The following is a 14,903-nucleotide window of genomic DNA, read 5'->3' as shown; positions in this document are numbered from 1 at the left end:
GACTAGCCCGTCACCTTGCCCATTGCCGAAAAGATCGCTCCGGTAGCGAAAACATCAACATAGCGGCGGGATTGGAAGTAACCGTTGAGCGAGACGCGCGGCAAAGCCTCCGGCGTTTTGGCATGTCGTGGATAGAGGCCGCCCGGTCGCGTGGTCACTGCCGAACGGAAGCCGAGTTCCTTGGCCAGGTCGAATTCGCGCTGGCCGGCCGAAAGTGGCCCGCCCAGCGGATAGGAAAAATGGGTTGGCCGCACGCCGAACTGGGCGAGCAGGATATCGGCCGACTGCGCCATCTCGTTTCGGGCCTGCTCGACCGGTAGCTTGGCCAGTTCGTAGTGGTGCACGGTATGGGCGCCGATGGTGCAGAGCGGCTCACCGGCGAAATGGCGCAGCTCCTGCCAGTCCATGATGAGTTCGCGGCATTGCAGGTCGAGATCATAGCCATAGGCGGTGGCGAACTTGCGCAGCAGTTCGATGCGCTCTGGCTCGGGCATCTTGCGCATCTGCCAGTAGAGCGTGTCGAAGGCCGACTGCTTCTGGCCTGTGGTGAGCGTGTCGATGTAATCAGTTTCGCCATCGACGGTCATGGCGATGGCTTGCTGGGGGGTGATGATGTCTTCGATGGCCTGCCACCAGAGCTCCCCCACCCCATCGACGAAGGCCGTCGGCACATAGAGGGTGAAGGGCGCCTGTTGGCGGCGCAGGATGGGCAGCGCGTACTTGAGGTTGTCCTTGTAGGCGTCATCGAAGGTCAGGACGACAAAGGGGCGGCCTTTGCTGGATGCGGCCAGGCGCTCCAGCGCCTCGTCCAGACTGACGATGTCGATGCCGAGATCGCGGACTCGCTCAATGACATATTCGAGGAAATCGGGCTGCACCTGCAGGATGGCGTTGGGCGAGAAGTCGGCCGGTTCCTGCGGGAGGATCCGATGCAGCGTGAAGATCACCCCACGCGACCGCGACAGCGCCCGGATCAGGTCCGGCAGACGAGACAGCCAGAGCACTTCGAACATGGCCCGGATGACCGCGTACTTGGCTGACATGGAGCCTCCGTCAAGCTGCGACGCGGGCAGACAGCGCGGCAATCTCGACCTGGGCGAAGCCGGCGTCGAGCAGCTGTTCGCGGGTTTCGGCCACGGCATCGATCTCATCTTCATCGCCGGCAACCAGTACGAGCCGGCCATCGAGACTCTCGAACAGCGGCAGCGTGGAGGCCATGCCGACCGGACCGGTCATCAGCACCACGACCTCATAGATGTCGCCCAACGCCTCGACCAGGGTCAGGGGCTTGCTCGACTGGCGGGAGATCGCGCGACCGCGCCCCCATGGGACTTCAGCAAAGCTGTTATCGGCCGACTTGTGCACGACATCGCCGAAGCTGGCAGCCTCAGTGCTGAGATCGGTCAGGCCGGTCTCCTCGGTGGCGAGGGCACTGCCGGCGTCAACGAGAGCGACGCTCAAGCCGCGAGCCAGGGCGTCACCAACCAGTTCTTCGGCGAGAGCCTCGCAGTCAGCGTTGGAGCGGTGACCGGCCAGGATGACCAGATGGGTGCGTCCCAGGACCAGGTCGGACGCCAGATCGGACAAGGCGATCATGCCGGGGACGACACGCGGCTCGCGACGCGCCGGACGTGCGGCGACGGGTTCGGCAGCCGGTTCGGCGGCAGGCGTGCGCGGCACGACGGCCTCGACATCCTCGGCCATCGTGCGCACAAAGTTGCTCGTGGCCGGCGGCATTGCGGGGGTTGCTTCTGCGACAGGCGCTGGCAGCTGGGGCTCGACATATTGGTCCCGCGCAACAGGTTCAGGCGTGGCTGGCGCTTCGGCAACCTCAGGCGCAACAGCGTCGATCTGGTCTGGCTCGAGCTCGTCTTCGGAGAATGGCACTTCGTCCAGTTCGTCCTGGGGGCGCTCAAGGGCGCGGCCGGGAACAATGGCGCGACCGGACATGAGTTCGGCGAAAACGATCAGGCCGACCTGGGTCGCGACCGAAACGATACCTACGGCCAGCAGCACCAATTGGGTCTTGGGCGACGCCGGCGTGACAGACGGGGCGGCAAGCGTAACCACGCGAACATCGGGCAGCGCCGAGCTGGTCTCGGTGCGAGAGAAGGCTTCGTTGTAGCGCTGCAGGTAGCCTTCAAGCAGGTCGCGCTGGGCCTTGGCCTCTCGCTGCAGCCCGTCAAGCGTGACGGTATCCTGGGTGGCGGTGGAGGCAGTGCCCTTGGCGCGGGTCAGATCGGCCTGCAACGACACTTCAAGATCGGCTTCGATCTGGGCCTCGGCATCGAGCGCATCGGCAACACGACGGCCCTCGATGGTGATCTGATTGTTGAGCTCATTGATCTGCGCCGTCAGCGCCTGGATCGTCGGGTGGTTGGCCAGCAGCGTAGCAGAGCGCTGGGCCTTCTCGCCCTGCAGACGGGCCTTCTCTTCGCTCAGCTGCTGGATGACCACAGAGTCGCGCACGTCCGCCACGCCTTCGATGGATTGACCGCGCTCCAGCATGCCGCGGATCAGGGTAGCGCGCGACAAAGCCGTGGCCTTGCGTTCCTGCGCGGAATTGATCTGGGCGGCAATGGCGGAGAGTTGCTGATCGAGCAGGCTGGTATTGTTCGAGCCGGTGAACAGGTCGTTGTCGACCTTGAAGTCGGCGACCTTGGTCTCGGCTGCGTTGACAACGCCACGCAGGCGTTCGATCTCGATCAGCAGCCAGCCGGAGGCCTCGGCAGTGTCGGATAGGGAGAGTTGGGCGCGACGGGCGACGTGGGCATTAGCCACGGCATTGGCAATATCAGCCGCACGCTGCGGGTCGGTCGAGCGCACCAGCACAGAGATGATGCGCGAATCGCGTTCCTGGATGACGGTCAGGCGTTCATAGAGATTGCTGAGCACCGTTTCGTCGATGCTCACAGGGGCCGACTTGCGGCCCAGCAACTGGGTAACAAGGCCGAGCGGTGAAAAGCCACCACCACCCGAGCCGTTAAATTCGGGAACGGAACGCAGATCGAGCTGATCGATGACCTTCATCAGAGTATCGCGCGACTTGATCAGCTCGATCTGGCTCGACACCACGCCAGCTTCACCGCCGGTCAGCGACGGCGCCTGCTCGTTGGCGGCACGCGTATAGATGTTGCTGCGGGGCTCGACGAGGATGGAGGCCGAAGACTCGTAAAGCCGCGGCATGAACATCAGGATAGCGAAGGTTGCGGCAAGCAACAGCACCGTCAGCAGGATGACGCGCGGCAGCCGTTTCACCACAGCGCCGAGCACAGCTCCCACGTCTATTCGTGCGTCGCGCACTGCCTGCGACTCATAGGCCATTGCTATTCCTCGTTGTGCGGGACGATTTATCGCCGCCACGTAGTAAGCAATTCGTTAAGCTGCTTGCAGATCGCAATAATACGCCGATTTCGGAAGGAGTTTGTTAACCATCCGAAAGCGACACTGGGACACTTCTCAATGCGCGGGATTCTCATGCGCTGGCTGCCCTTGCTCACTCTTGTCCTCATGCTGCCGCTGGCGGCCTGCGCCTCGACGCGCCCGGCTACCTACCTGGTGGACACAAAGGGCCCCTACCAGCTCGATACCGGCGACGTCGTGCGGGTCTCCGTCTATGGCGACGACGAGCTGACCGACACATATCGCATTGATGACAGCGGTTCGGTGGCCTTCCCGCTGGTTGGCCCGGTTCAGGTGCGCGGCAAGACCACAGCCATGGCAGCCGGCAGCATCGCCGCCGCTCTGGCCAATGGCTATATGCGCAACCCCGACGTGGCGGTGGAAGTGGCTGAATACCGGCCATTCTTCATCCAGGGCGAGATCGGCAGTGCCGGACAGTTCCCCTATGTATATGGCATGACGGTGCGTGCTGCGATCAGCACGGCCGGCGGATTCTCTGACACGGCGGACCGCAATCACGCCGTGGTCTATCGTCGCCAGGGCGGACAGATGGTTAAGGGTACGGTCGATCTGGACTTTCCAATATTCCCGGGCGACACCATCGTCATTCTCGAACGCTGGTTCTGACGGAGATTTCAATGGCTACGCGCAAACTGCGGATCCTGCAGGTGATGCGCGCGCCTGTGGGCGGTTTGTTTCGCCACGTTGCCGATCTTACCCGCGCCCTCGCCGCCACTGGCCATGAGGTGGGGCTTGTCGTCGATAGCCTGGCCAACGATGCTCAGACAGAGAGCCGGCTGGCCGCCCTATTGCCGCATGCAAGCCTGGGCATCCATCGCTTCGCCATGCCACGCGTGCTTGGCGGTGGGGATATGGTGACACCGCTGGCGGTGCGCCGGCTGGCTAGGTCACTCGATATCGACATCCTGCATGGCCATGGCGCCAAGGGCGGTTTCTATGCCCGCCTTGCACGTATCGGCGGCGGCAAGGCTGTGGCGCTCTATACTCCGCATGGCGGTGTGCTGCATTTTTCCAAGACCTCGATGTCGGGGCGACTGTTCCACAAGCTTGAGCGCTGGCTGATGGCCCAGACCGGCGCCATCATCTTCGAGAGCAAATATGCGCAGGCCACCTATTCGGCGCTGATCGGTGCGCCCACCTGCCCCACGCAGGTAATTCACAATGGACTCACGCCGGATGAATTCATTCCGGTGCCGCCTGCACAGGATGCGGCCGACTTCGTTTTTGTGGGTGAACTGCGCGACCTCAAGGGCATCCACGTGCTCATCGACGCCTTGGCCGGCGTTACACGGCCCGACGGCAGCCCAGCAACGCTGGTGATGGCAGGCGACGGCGGGGCGCGGGCGGCGCTGGAGGCCCAGATCGGTCAGCTTGGGCTTACCGATCGCGTCTCGCTCCTCGGCGCCCAGCCCGCTCGCCCAACCTTTGCCAGAGGCAGGGTGGCAGTCGTTCCGTCCCTGGCGGAGTCCCTGCCCTATATCGTTCTCGAAGCGGCGGCGGCCCAGTTGCCGGTCATTTCCACTCGCGTCGGCGGTATTCCCGAGATCTATGGGCCGACCGCCGCCAGCCTCATCCCGCCCAACGATGCGGCGGCGCTGCGCGTCGCAATGCAGAGCGCACTCGACCATCCCGAAGAGACTCTTATCGAGATGCGGACACGACTGGCTTACGTGTCGGAACACTTCTCGCTGGAAGCAATGGCCGATGGCATCGAGGCACTTTACTTTTCGTTGTTGAAAGCAGCTTGAGCCTCCAAGTTCACTGAGTCTAAACGCCTTGCGCGGACAATGCCGGCACGAGTTTTATACCGGTAGCGTCCCATGTATCGTGTCGATCCCAAGCAGGCCGTGCTTGACCACGTCGCCAAACAGACGAGCCAGGACGGCGAGCGCCAGCTTCTGCCCCAAACCGAAGCCATCATCGCCGCGCCGGTGGAGCGGACGATTTCGGGCGCGGTGGTGGCCGGTGTGGCGCAGGTCGTCGAGGCAGCTCTGCTCGCTGCGTTGGGATACGGCATATACGAATACTATGTCGAGCTCGGGCAACCGGCCTTCTATATCCCGGTGATCCTGGCTTCGTGCCTGTTGGCCAACGTGCTGTTCAACGCCGGGCGGACGCACCGCATCACGGCCTATCGTACCGTAATCAACCAGCTCAGCCGGGTTCTCGTTGGCTGGACGCTGGTCATGGTGGTGCTGGCGGTCGGCATCTTCTTCTTCAAGGCAAGCGACCTGTTCTCCCGCGTCTGGCTGGCCAGCTGGTTCGGTGGCGGTGCGGTGCTGCTGATTGGCTATCGCCTGGCCCTGCGCGCGCTGGTGATGCGCTGGACCGACCAGGGGCGGCTGCGGCGGCGCACGGTTGTCGTCGGCGGCGGCAAGGATGCCGAGACGCTCATCGAGCAGATCCGCTCCAGCGCCAGCAATGACATAGCCCTGCTGGGCCTGTTCGACGACCGCATCGACGAGCGTTCGCCCGATTCTGTCGCGGGCTATCCCAAGCTGGGCAAGGTTGCCGACCTGATCGAATTCGCCCGCCGCACGCCGGTGGACCTGGTGATCGTCTCGATGCCGCTTTCCGCCGAAAAGCGCGTGCTCGACATGCTGACCCAGCTCTGGGTCCTGCCGGTCGACATCCGCCTGTCAGCGCATATGAGCAAACTCAAGTTCACTAACAAGGCCTATTCCTATGTCGGCGACATCGCCGTGTTCGATATGGCCGACCGGCCGATTTCGGACTGGAACCTGGTGTTCAAGTGGGTGTTCGACAAGGTCGTCGCGATCACGGCGCTGATCCTGCTGTCGCCTGTGATGCTGATCACCGCCATTGCCATCAAGCTCGAGAGCAAGGGACCGGTGTTCTTCCGGCAGAACCGGCATGGCTTCAACAACGAGCTGATCAAGATCTACAAGTTCCGCTCGATGCGGACCGATATGGCAGATGCCACGGCGGCCAAGCTGGTGACCAAGGACGATCCGCGCGTCACCAAGGTCGGAAAGTTCATCCGCAAGACCTCGATCGACGAGCTGCCGCAGCTGTTCAACGTGCTCAAGGGTGAACTCTCCATCGTCGGCCCTCGTCCGCATGCTCTGCAGGCCAAGGCCGACAACAAGCTCTACTACGAGGCTGTCGAAGGTTACTTCGCCCGCCACCGGGTCAAGCCGGGCATGACGGGCTGGGCGCAGGTCAATGGCTGGCGCGGCGAGACCGACACGATCGACAAGATCATGCAGCGCGTGAACCACGACCTCTATTACATCGAACACTGGTCCATCCTGCTCGATCTCTACATCGTGCTGATGACCCCGGTCTCGCTCGTCTCCAAGAACGAGAACGCCTATTGACCACATCAGGCACGATTGACGGCAGCCACGCGGCCGGGTCCCCTGGACTCGGCCTCGCCGTCATTCGGGCGCGCACGATGCGCCTGCTCGATGTCATGGTCGGGATATGGATCTTCACCGGCGGCCTCGTGCTGTTCGAGCCATCGCCGTACGAGCTGACGTTTCTGGCCGTGCTGCCGCTGGCCTTTATCGCCGGCCTGGGCCTTTATCGTTCGACCTTCGGCCTGCTGGCGATCATGGTCGGCTTCACGCCGTTTGCGCTGATCGCCTGCTTCCAGGTGAAGTTCACCGATGTCAGCGACGCGCTGATCTTCTCGATCGTCACCATCTTCCTGCTGCTGACGTCGTATTTCGTCGCCAACTACGTCGCCGAAGCCACCGAGCGGCGCATGCGCATCATCATGAATGCCTATACGGCGGCCGCGGTGCTTTGCGCGTTGATCGGCACCCTCGCCTATCTCGGGCTGATCCCCGGCGCCGACATCTTCATGCGCTACGGGCGTGCCAAGGCGACCTTCAACGACCCTAACGTCTATGGCCCATTCCTGGTCCTGCCCGCCATGTATGCCCTGCAGCGCATCTTGCTTGGCAGCGGCCGTAGCCAGCTCTGGTCGACGCTGATCTACCTCGTGCTGTTCGTGGGTGTGTTCGTCAGTTTCTCCCGTGCCGCTTGGGGCCACTTCGCGCTGTCGTCGATCATCGTGCTGGTCCTGTGCTTCTGGCTGGAGGCCGCCGCGCACAACAAGGTGCGCATCATGATCATGTCGCTAGTTGGTGCAGCGATGCTCATGGTGGCGCTGGCGGGGCTATTGAGCATCCCTTCGGTCTCATCGCTGTTCGAGCAGCGCGCCGCCGGACAGAACTACGACTCGGGTGAAACGGGCCGCTTCGGACGCCAGGGCTATGCGTTCGAACTGGCGCTGGACAATCCGCTGGGCATCGGGCCGCACGAATTCCGCAACCTGCGCATCATCGAGGAACCGCACAACGTCTATGTGTCGGTGCTGCACGTCTACGGCTGGGGCGGCGGCGCCATGTATTACCTTCTCGTGATCCTGACATTGTGGCGCGGCTATATCGGTCTCGCCCGCCCCTCCCCCTACCGGCCGATAATGATCCCGCTTGTGGCGACCTTCACCATGCTGGTGGGAGAATCGGTCATCATCGACAGCGACCACTGGCGGCACTACTACCTGCTTGCCGGATTGATCTGGGGCATCAGCACCGCCGTGGGCAATGATCGCACGCGGCAGCCCGCCAATCCCCGTATCCTGATCTAGACCGACCAGATCGCCCCGCGCATGTAGCGCTCGGCCAGTTCGGCCGTGCCGTCGGCAAACCCCTTCATATGCGTCTGCGCCAGCCTGGTCTCGGCATGGGAGCCGATCCAGGCCAGCAACGCCATGCGTCGCAGCATGACCATGGAATCCATGGCTGCCAGGTCGGCCGGCGAGAGGTGTCGGATGGTCTGGTAGCCGTCGAGCCAGGCAGATTTCAGCGCCGGTACGGCCGGGTTGGTCTCGTGGAACGAGATGGCGGCGGCGAAATCGTAGGTGAACCAGCAGAAGCCGCAATCGTCGAAATCGATGAGCGTGACCTGGTTACCATCGACGAGCAGGTTGCCCAGCCGCATATCGGCGTGGATCAAGCCGTAGCGATCGGGCGCAGTGCCATAGTCGGCCAGCCGCAACCAGAGCGTCGAATCGAGTCGGTCGAGCATCGGCCGGTTGGCGGCATTGACGCCGGGCGCGATGCGCCAATCGCCCCAAGGACCGTCTGCATCGAGAATGGTCGCGGCCTGCCAGACCTGCCGCTCGAAACTAACCGGGCGCGCCCAGCCCGTGACATGCTGGTGCATGGTCGCCGCGCAGCCCCCCAGCGTGGCAAAGAGATCGCCCAGATTGCTGTCGGGGGAAGGCTCCTGCCCGGCTATGTGGTGGAACAACACCGCCATGCGCGGCTCACCCGATGGCGTAGTGAAGTGTTGCAGTAGACGACCGTCCAATCCTGCGATTGGTTCGGGAATGGCCAGGCTCGTGTCGCGGCGCAAGGCCGTCAGCCAAGCCAGTTCGCTTTCGATAGAGGCGGCGGATTGATAGCCTGTGCGATGCACGCGCAAACTGTAGGCGCGACCATCGGGTGTATCGATGCGAAAGGTCTGGTTTTCGGAATGATTGACCAGGCGGGCCGCGCCGCCGGCAAGTTCGCGCCAGAGCGGCAGGGCCGAAACAATTCCTTGCGTCGTCAATGGCATTGGCATGGCTCCAGAGAGCCCGGCCAACTGCCAGGCCGCATGTCGCAGTCAAACAAGCAATTGGAAAGAATGGTCGGAGCGGCGGGATTCGAACCCACGACCCTTTGTCCCCCAGACAAATGCGCTACCAGGCTGCGCTACGCCCCGACTGCGCGGAGACATAGAGAAACCGGGGTTTTGGCGCAACCCTGAATTTTTGGGAAAGGAGGAACAAACTGCGATTTTGACCCGGAATAGCGTTCAACGGTGAGACCCAGGATTGGTCCGAAAGTGTTCAAACTCACCAAAGGACCTAGCCGGCGCGCTGGGTCATGAACGATCCAACGCCAGGGGAAGCCTGTCCAGGCAGGTCTACAGCGGTTTCTTCCACCACTTGGCCAGCACGCCGACAATGCCTTCGCGGAACAGCAGCACGCTGACCACGAAGATGGCGCCCTGCAGCACCGTCACCCAGGCGCCGAAGCTGGCAAAGTAATTCTGCATAGTAACGATCACTGCCGCGCCAACGAGCGGGCCGAAAACCGTGCCCATGCCGCCGAGCAGGGTCATGAGCACCACCTCGCCCGACATTGTCCAATAGACGTCCGTGAGCGATGCCAGCTGGAACACAATGGCCTTGGTGGCGCCGGCGAGGCCTGCCAGCGCGGCCGACATGACAAAGACGGCCAGCTTGTAACGGTTGACCTTGTAGCCCAGCGAGATCGAGCGGGGCTCGTTGTCGCGGATAGCCTTGAGCACCTGCCCGAAGGGGGAATGGATGATGCGGTAGATCAGCAGTAGTGCGCCGAAGACGATGGCCAGCACCACGAAATAGAGGGTGCGATCGGAGGCGAGATCGATGAAGCCGAAGAGCCTGCCGCGCGGTACGGCCTGGATCCCGTCTTCGCCGCCGGTGAAAGGCGCCTGCAGGGCGAAGAAGAACACCATCTGTGCAAAGGCCAGCGTCACCATGGCGAAATAGATGCCCTGCCGTCGGATCGCCAGAGCACCGATGACAAGGCCCAACACAGCGGCCGCCAGCACGCCCAGCAGGATGGCGAATTCGGGATTGAAGCCCCATGCCTTGGCGGCGTAAGCCGCGACATAGCTGGACGAGCCGAAGAAGGCGGCGTGCCCAAAGGACAGCAGGCCGCCAAAGCCGAGCAACAGATTGAGTGCGCTGGCGAAGAGCGCGAAGCAGAGCACCTTCATCAGGAAGACGGGATAGAGCACCGAAGGCGCCAGCAACAGCAGGACAAGCAGCGTGGCAAAGATCACCAGGTGATGGCGCGGCGTGCCGACGGGCAAAGCGGCGGCTGCGGAACGATAGCCGGTTTCCGATTGGGTGGTCATCACTGGGTCCTTCCAAAGAGCCCGGCGGGCTTAACAAGCAGCACGATGGCCATGATAACGAAGATCACCACGGCGGAGCCTTCGGGATAGACCACGCGGGTAAGGCCCTCGACGATGCCCAGGCCAAAGCCGGTCAGGATGGCTCCCAGGATCGAGCCCATGCCGCCGATGACGACAACAGCAAAGACCACGATGATGAGATCGGCGCCCATATTGGGATTGACCGAATAGATCGGCGCCGCCAGCACGCCAGCCAGCGCGGCCAGCGCCACGCCGAAGCCGTAGGTCAGCGTGATCATGCGCGGCACGTTGATGCCGAACGCACCGACCAGCGTCGGGTTCTCGGTGGCGGCGCGGAGATAGGCACCCAGCCGAGTCTTTTCGATGGCGAACCAGGTCGCGAAGCACACCACGACCGAGGCGACGATAACCCAGCCGCGATAATTGGGCAGGAACATGAAGCCCAGATTGGTGCCGCCCGAGAGTTCGACGGGAATCGAATAGGGCAGACCCGAGACGCCATACTGGTTGCGGAACAGGCCCTGGATGATCAGCGCCAATCCAAAGGTCAGCAGCAGTCCATAGAGATGGTCGAGGTGATAAAGTCGGCTGATCATCAGCCGTTCGATCACAACACCGCTCGCGCCGACCACCAGCGGCACGATCAATAGCGCCCACCAGTAATTGATGCCGGTATAGGTCAGCAGCATCCAGGCGACGAAGGCGCCCATCATATACTGCGCGCCGTGACTAAAATTGATGATGTTGAGCAGGCCGAAGATGACCGCCAGCCCGAGGCTGAGCAGCGCATAGAACGAGCCGTTGATCAGCCCCAGCAGCAACTGCCCGAAGAGTGCCTGTGGCGGTATGCCCAAAAGCTCGAACATGACAAACGGTCCCGGTGGAAACGAAGGAGGCGCCCCGGCAGGGCCGGAGCGCCCGTGGTGGATTACTCAGCCAAGAAGGCGCAGCCGCCGTCTTCGAGCGGCCGGAAGGCCTCGGCGGCCGGGATGGTGGCGAGCAGCGAGTAGTAGTCCCATGGGCCGGTCGATTCAGCCGGCGACTTGACCTCGAACAGGTACATGTCATGCACCTTGCGGCCATCTTCGCGGATCATGCCCTCGCCGAACAGCGGATCGCTGGTTGGCGTCGACTTCATCGCCGCCATCAGGGCTTCGGTTTCCTTGCCGCCGGTGGATTCCACCGCCTTGAGGTAGTGCAACACGCTGGCATAGACGCCGGCCTGCACCATGGTCGGCTTCTTGCCGCCATTCTCGGCCGCGAAACGCTCCGACCAGGCGCGGGTCTCGTCGTTGAGATCCCAGTAGAAGCTTTCGGTCAGCACCAGGCCCTGCGCGGTTTCAAGACCCAGCGCGTGGATATCGGTGATGAAGATCAAGAGGCCGGCCAGGGCTTGGCCTGCCTGTGTGATGCCGAATTCGGACGCCTGCTTGATGGTGTTGACGGTGTCGCCACCGGCATTGGCCAGGCCGATCACCTGTGCACCCGAAGCCTGGGCCTGCAACAGGTAGGATGAGAAGTCGGTGCCAGGGAACGGATGGCGCACCGCGCCGAGCACTTCGCCGCCCGCGGCTTCGACGACGGCGGTGGTGTCCTTCTCCAGAGCCTGGCCGAAGGCATAGTCGGCCGTGATGAAGAACCACTTGGTATTGCCTTCGGCCACCATGGCCGAGCCGGTGCCATGGGCAAGCGCCCAGGTGTCATAGGTCCAGTGGACCGTGTTGGGCGAGCACTGTGCACCCGTCAGGTCAGCCGAGCCAGCGCCCGAATTCATGAAGATCTTGTTCTTCTCGCGGGTGATCTCGTTGACCGCAAAGGCGGCCGACGAAGTCGGGACGTCCACGATCAGATCGACGCCGTCCTGATCATACCACTGGCGGGCAATGTTGGAGGCGACGTCGGGCTTGTTCTGGTGATCGGCCGAGACGATCTCGACAGTGATGCCCTTGCCGGCAGCGTCGAAGTCCTCGACGGCCATGCGGGCCGCAATAACCGAGCCTTCGCCGGACAGGTCCGCATAGACGCCCGAGCGGTCGTTAAGCACGCCGATCTTGATTGCAGTCTGGGCCATGGCCGTTCCTGCCAGCAACAGGCTGGTGGCCGAGGCCAGGATGAGGGTCTTGAAGTTCATTACTGCGTTCCTCCTGAAAATGCCGATTTCCGGCTTGGTGCTAGACGCCCAGATAGGCGTGCAGCTTGTTCATGTTGGCGGCGAGATCGGCATTGGGGATGGTGTCGATCACCCTGCCCTGCTCGACCACGTAGTGCCGATCCGCGACCGAAGCCGCGAAGCGGAAGTTCTGTTCGACCAGCACGATGGTGAAGCCCTGGCTCTTGAGCTGGCTCAGGGTCCGACCGATCTGCTGCACGATGACCGGGGCCAGGCCCTCGGTCGGTTCGTCCAGCAGCAGGAATTTGGCGCCGGTGCGCAGGATGCGGCCGATGGCCAGCATCTGCTGCTCGCCGCCGGAGAGCTTGGTGCCCTGACTGCCGAGCCGCTCGCGTAGGTTCGGGAACATCTCCAGCACGGCTTCGCGCGTCAGCCCGCCCGGCTTGACCTGCGGCGGCAGCATGAGGTTTTCGTCCACCGACAGACTGGAAAAGATGCCGCGTTCCTCGGGGCAAAACGCGATGCCCGCCTTGGCAATGTGGCGCGGCTCGAGGCCGATCAGTTCGCGGCCCTCGAAGCGCACCGAGCCCTGGCGTTTGCCAAGGATGCCCATGATAGCGCGCAGCGTCGTGGTCTTGCCGGCGCCATTGCGGCCGAGCAGCGTCACGACCTCGCCGGGGCGCACATCGAAATTAATGCCATGGAGCACATGGCTCTCATCGTACCAGCCATTGAGGTCGCGCACGGCGAGCAGGCTGTCAGTGCCGGTCATGGCCATTGCCTCACTCATGGCCGGCTCCAATATAGGCTTCGATGACGCGTGGATCCTTGGCTACGGTCTCGTAGGGGCCTTCGGCCAGCACCTGCCCGCGTGCCAATACGGTGATGCGATCGGAGAGATCGGCGACGACCGAGAGGTTGTGTTCCACCATCAGGATGGTGCGATTGGCCGAGATCTTGCGGATCAGCGCCGAGATGCGCGCCACGTCTTCCTGCGCCATGCCGGCCATCGGCTCGTCGAGCAGCAGCATTTCGGGCTCGAGCGCTAGCGTGGTGGCAATCTCCAGCGCGCGCTTGCGGCCGTAGCTCAGTTCGCCTGCTGTTTCGTGCGTAAAGCTCGACAGCCCTACCTCATCGACGCGCTCCGCCGCTTCGGCGTCGAGCTGGTGCAGCACCGTCTGCGAGCGCCAGAAGTCGAAGCTGTCGCCGCGCCGCCGCTGCAGCGCGATGCGCACGTTTTCGAGCACGCTGAGCTTGGGGAACACTGCCGAAATCTGGAATGATCGCACCAGGCCCAGCCGCGCAATATCGGCGGCCGGCATGCGGGTAATGTCGCGCCCATTGAGGGTGATGGTGCCTGCGCTCGGCTGCAGGAATTTTGTCAGGAGATTGAAGCAGGTGGTCTTGCCGGCGCCGTTCGGCCCGATCAGCGCATGGATCGAGCCACGCTGCACATCGAGATCGACGCCGTTGACGGCAACGAAGCCGGCAAAGCGCTTGGTGAGGCCACGGGCCGAGAGGATCACGTCAGGTGTGGGGTCGATCTGGGTCATGGCTGCGCTCATCGTGCTGTCCACCCGCCGTCAATGGAAATGGCAGAGCCGGTGATCGAGCGGGCCAGGTCACCGCAGAGATAGGCCGCCAACTCGGCAATCTCCTCGGGCTGTACGAATTGCCGCGTCGGCTGCGGCGCCAGGATCACGTCGCGCACAACCTGCTCCTCGCTCATGCCATGCACCCGTGCCTGGTCAGCCACCTGGGCGGCCACAAGCGGCGTCCACACATAGCCGGGGCAGATAGCATTGACGGTAATGCCCTTCTCCGCCGTTTCCAGAGCGACTGCCTTGGTCAACCCGACGACGGCATGCTTGGTTGCCACATAGGCCGATTTGAATGGCGAAGCACGCAGGCCGTGCGCCGAGGCTATGTTGATGATGCGGCCCCAGCCGCGGCTGGCCATTCCGGGTAGTGCGGCGCGGATGGTGTGGAATGCCGAGTCCAGGCTCACCGCGACAATGCGGTCCCAATCGGCGGGCGGAAAGTCTTCGATCGGGGCGACCTTCTGCACGCCGGCATTGTTGACCAGCACATCGAGTTGTCCGAAGGCGGAAACAACCTCGCCGACCAGATCGTAACCACCGCCATTGAGGGACAGGTCCGACTGGAAGTAGCGCACATTGACGCCATTGCCTGTCACCGAACGCAGCGCGTCGACGACGTCGGCCTCAGCCTCGAAGCTGTTGATCGCTACGCCATAACCCATCGCCGCAAACTTGCTGGCGATCGAGAGACCAATGCCGCTCGTCGAGCCTGTGACCAGTGCCACGCGCTTTATCGTCATGCTCCACCCTGTAGCGGACCTTCAATGGGTCCGGTCTTTTGCCGAACTCCCTATCAAGTTCCGTGCCAAGCGCGGAAAGGC

General features: G+C 63.0%; 13 protein-coding genes and 1 tRNA gene. 4 read left to right on the top strand and 10 right to left on the bottom strand.

Annotation, left to right across the window (positions count from 1 at the left end; translation table 11 throughout):
• Window positions 1-2 precede the first annotated feature (2 nt).
• Together IM737_RS00925 and IM737_RS00920 are read right to left on the bottom strand one after the other, a co-directional pair.
• Window positions 3-1,043 (bottom strand): polysaccharide deacetylase family protein, encoded by a 1,041-nt coding sequence (locus IM737_RS00925; RefSeq protein ID WP_236897630.1) that lies wholly within the window; start codon window positions 1,041-1,043, stop codon window positions 3-5.
• Between the two features lie 10 nt (window positions 1,044-1,053).
• Window positions 1,054-3,324, bottom strand: coding sequence for a GumC family protein (locus tag IM737_RS00920; RefSeq protein ID WP_236897629.1), 2,271 nt, complete (start codon window positions 3,322-3,324; stop codon window positions 1,054-1,056).
• Window positions 3,325-3,462: 138 nt separating this feature from the next.
• On the opposite strand from IM737_RS00920, the gene IM737_RS00915 reads away from it, so the two are divergent.
• From IM737_RS00915 to IM737_RS00900, 4 genes are all read left to right on the top strand, one after another.
• Window positions 3,463-4,029, top strand: coding sequence for a polysaccharide biosynthesis/export family protein (locus IM737_RS00915; RefSeq protein WP_236897626.1), 567 nt, complete (start codon window positions 3,463-3,465; stop codon window positions 4,027-4,029).
• 11 nt (window positions 4,030-4,040) lie between these two features.
• Entirely contained in the window at window positions 4,041-5,171 is a 1,131-nt protein-coding gene (locus IM737_RS00910) for a glycosyltransferase family 4 protein (protein WP_236897624.1), read from the top strand.
• 72 nt (window positions 5,172-5,243) lie between these two features.
• A complete protein-coding gene (locus IM737_RS00905; protein ID WP_236897622.1) occupies window positions 5,244-6,764 on the top strand; it encodes an undecaprenyl-phosphate glucose phosphotransferase in 1,521 nt (506 codons plus the stop codon).
• On the top strand, window positions 6,761-8,044 hold the full coding sequence (locus IM737_RS00900; RefSeq protein ID WP_236897621.1) for an O-antigen ligase family protein: 1,284 nt from the start codon (window positions 6,761-6,763) through the stop codon (window positions 8,042-8,044). Before IM737_RS00905 ends, IM737_RS00900 begins: the two co-directional genes overlap by 4 nt.
• Here IM737_RS00900 and IM737_RS00895 read toward each other — a convergent pair.
• The 8 genes from IM737_RS00895 to IM737_RS00860 form a co-directional block, all read right to left on the bottom strand.
• Window positions 8,041-9,018 carry a phosphotransferase enzyme family protein gene (locus tag IM737_RS00895; RefSeq protein WP_236897619.1) on the bottom strand — a complete coding sequence of 326 codons (978 nt, stop codon included), beginning with the start codon at window positions 9,016-9,018 and terminating at the stop codon, window positions 8,041-8,043. The two genes, IM737_RS00900 and IM737_RS00895, sit on opposite strands and share 4 nt — an antisense overlap.
• Before the next feature lie 70 nt (window positions 9,019-9,088).
• Window positions 9,089-9,165, bottom strand: a tRNA-Pro gene (locus tag IM737_RS00890).
• Between the two features lie 204 nt (window positions 9,166-9,369).
• Window positions 9,370-10,350: a branched-chain amino acid ABC transporter permease gene (locus tag IM737_RS00885; protein ID WP_236897616.1), complete on the bottom strand. Its 981-nt coding sequence runs from the start codon at window positions 10,348-10,350 to the stop codon at window positions 9,370-9,372.
• Window positions 10,350-11,237, bottom strand: a complete 888-nt coding sequence (locus IM737_RS00880; RefSeq protein ID WP_236897614.1) for a branched-chain amino acid ABC transporter permease — start codon at window positions 11,235-11,237, stop codon at window positions 10,350-10,352. Before IM737_RS00880 ends, IM737_RS00885 begins: the two co-directional genes overlap by 1 nt.
• Window positions 11,238-11,299: 62 nt before the next feature.
• The gene (locus IM737_RS00875; RefSeq protein WP_236897611.1) at window positions 11,300-12,502 is read right to left on the bottom strand and encodes an ABC transporter substrate-binding protein; all 1,203 of its coding nucleotides are present in this window, start codon (window positions 12,500-12,502) and stop codon (window positions 11,300-11,302) included.
• Between the two features lie 40 nt (window positions 12,503-12,542).
• Window positions 12,543-13,271: an ABC transporter ATP-binding protein gene (locus IM737_RS00870; protein WP_236897609.1), complete on the bottom strand. Its 729-nt coding sequence runs from the start codon at window positions 13,269-13,271 to the stop codon at window positions 12,543-12,545.
• Complete coding sequence (locus tag IM737_RS00865; protein ID WP_236897607.1) at window positions 13,264-14,046, bottom strand: ABC transporter ATP-binding protein; 783 nt, start codon at window positions 14,044-14,046, stop codon at window positions 13,264-13,266. Before IM737_RS00865 ends, IM737_RS00870 begins: the two co-directional genes overlap by 8 nt.
• Window positions 14,043-14,822 (bottom strand): 3-hydroxybutyrate dehydrogenase, encoded by a 780-nt coding sequence (locus IM737_RS00860; RefSeq protein WP_236897605.1) that lies wholly within the window; start codon window positions 14,820-14,822, stop codon window positions 14,043-14,045. The genes IM737_RS00865 and IM737_RS00860 overlap by 4 nt, the downstream gene beginning before the upstream one ends.
• Between the last annotated feature and the right edge of the window lie 81 nt (window positions 14,823-14,903).

Origin of the sequence: Devosia sp. SL43, assembly GCF_021729885.1 — a bacterium.
Taxonomy (GTDB): domain Bacteria; phylum Pseudomonadota; class Alphaproteobacteria; order Rhizobiales; family Devosiaceae; genus Devosia.
Note: the sequence above shows the minus strand (reverse complement) of the source record. Positions and strands in the feature narration are given on the sequence as shown.

Coding starts and splice junctions, on each gene's coding strand:
- IM737_RS00885 (WP_236897616.1), bottom strand. CDS start 10,350: ATGACCACCCAATCGGAAACCGGCTATCGTTCCGCAGCCGCCGCTTTG.
- IM737_RS00895 (WP_236897619.1), bottom strand. CDS start 9,018: ATGCCATTGACGACGCAAGGAATTGTTTCGGCCCTGCCGCTCTGGCGC.
- IM737_RS00910 (WP_236897624.1), top strand. CDS start 4,041: ATGGCTACGCGCAAACTGCGGATCCTGCAGGTGATGCGCGCGCCTGTG.
- IM737_RS00880 (WP_236897614.1), bottom strand. CDS start 11,237: ATGTTCGAGCTTTTGGGCATACCGCCACAGGCACTCTTCGGGCAGTTG.
- IM737_RS00865 (WP_236897607.1), bottom strand. CDS start 14,046: ATGAGCGCAGCCATGACCCAGATCGACCCCACACCTGACGTGATCCTC.
- IM737_RS00920 (WP_236897629.1), bottom strand. CDS start 3,324: ATGGCCTATGAGTCGCAGGCAGTGCGCGACGCACGAATAGACGTGGGA.
- IM737_RS00915 (WP_236897626.1), top strand. CDS start 3,463: ATGCGCGGGATTCTCATGCGCTGGCTGCCCTTGCTCACTCTTGTCCTC.
- IM737_RS00870 (WP_236897609.1), bottom strand. CDS start 13,271: ATGAGTGAGGCAATGGCCATGACCGGCACTGACAGCCTGCTCGCCGTG.
- IM737_RS00875 (WP_236897611.1), bottom strand. CDS start 12,502: ATGAACTTCAAGACCCTCATCCTGGCCTCGGCCACCAGCCTGTTGCTG.
- IM737_RS00905 (WP_236897622.1), top strand. CDS start 5,244: ATGTATCGTGTCGATCCCAAGCAGGCCGTGCTTGACCACGTCGCCAAA.
- IM737_RS00860 (WP_236897605.1), bottom strand. CDS start 14,822: ATGACGATAAAGCGCGTGGCACTGGTCACAGGCTCGACGAGCGGCATT.
- IM737_RS00925 (WP_236897630.1), bottom strand. CDS start 1,043: ATGTCAGCCAAGTACGCGGTCATCCGGGCCATGTTCGAAGTGCTCTGG.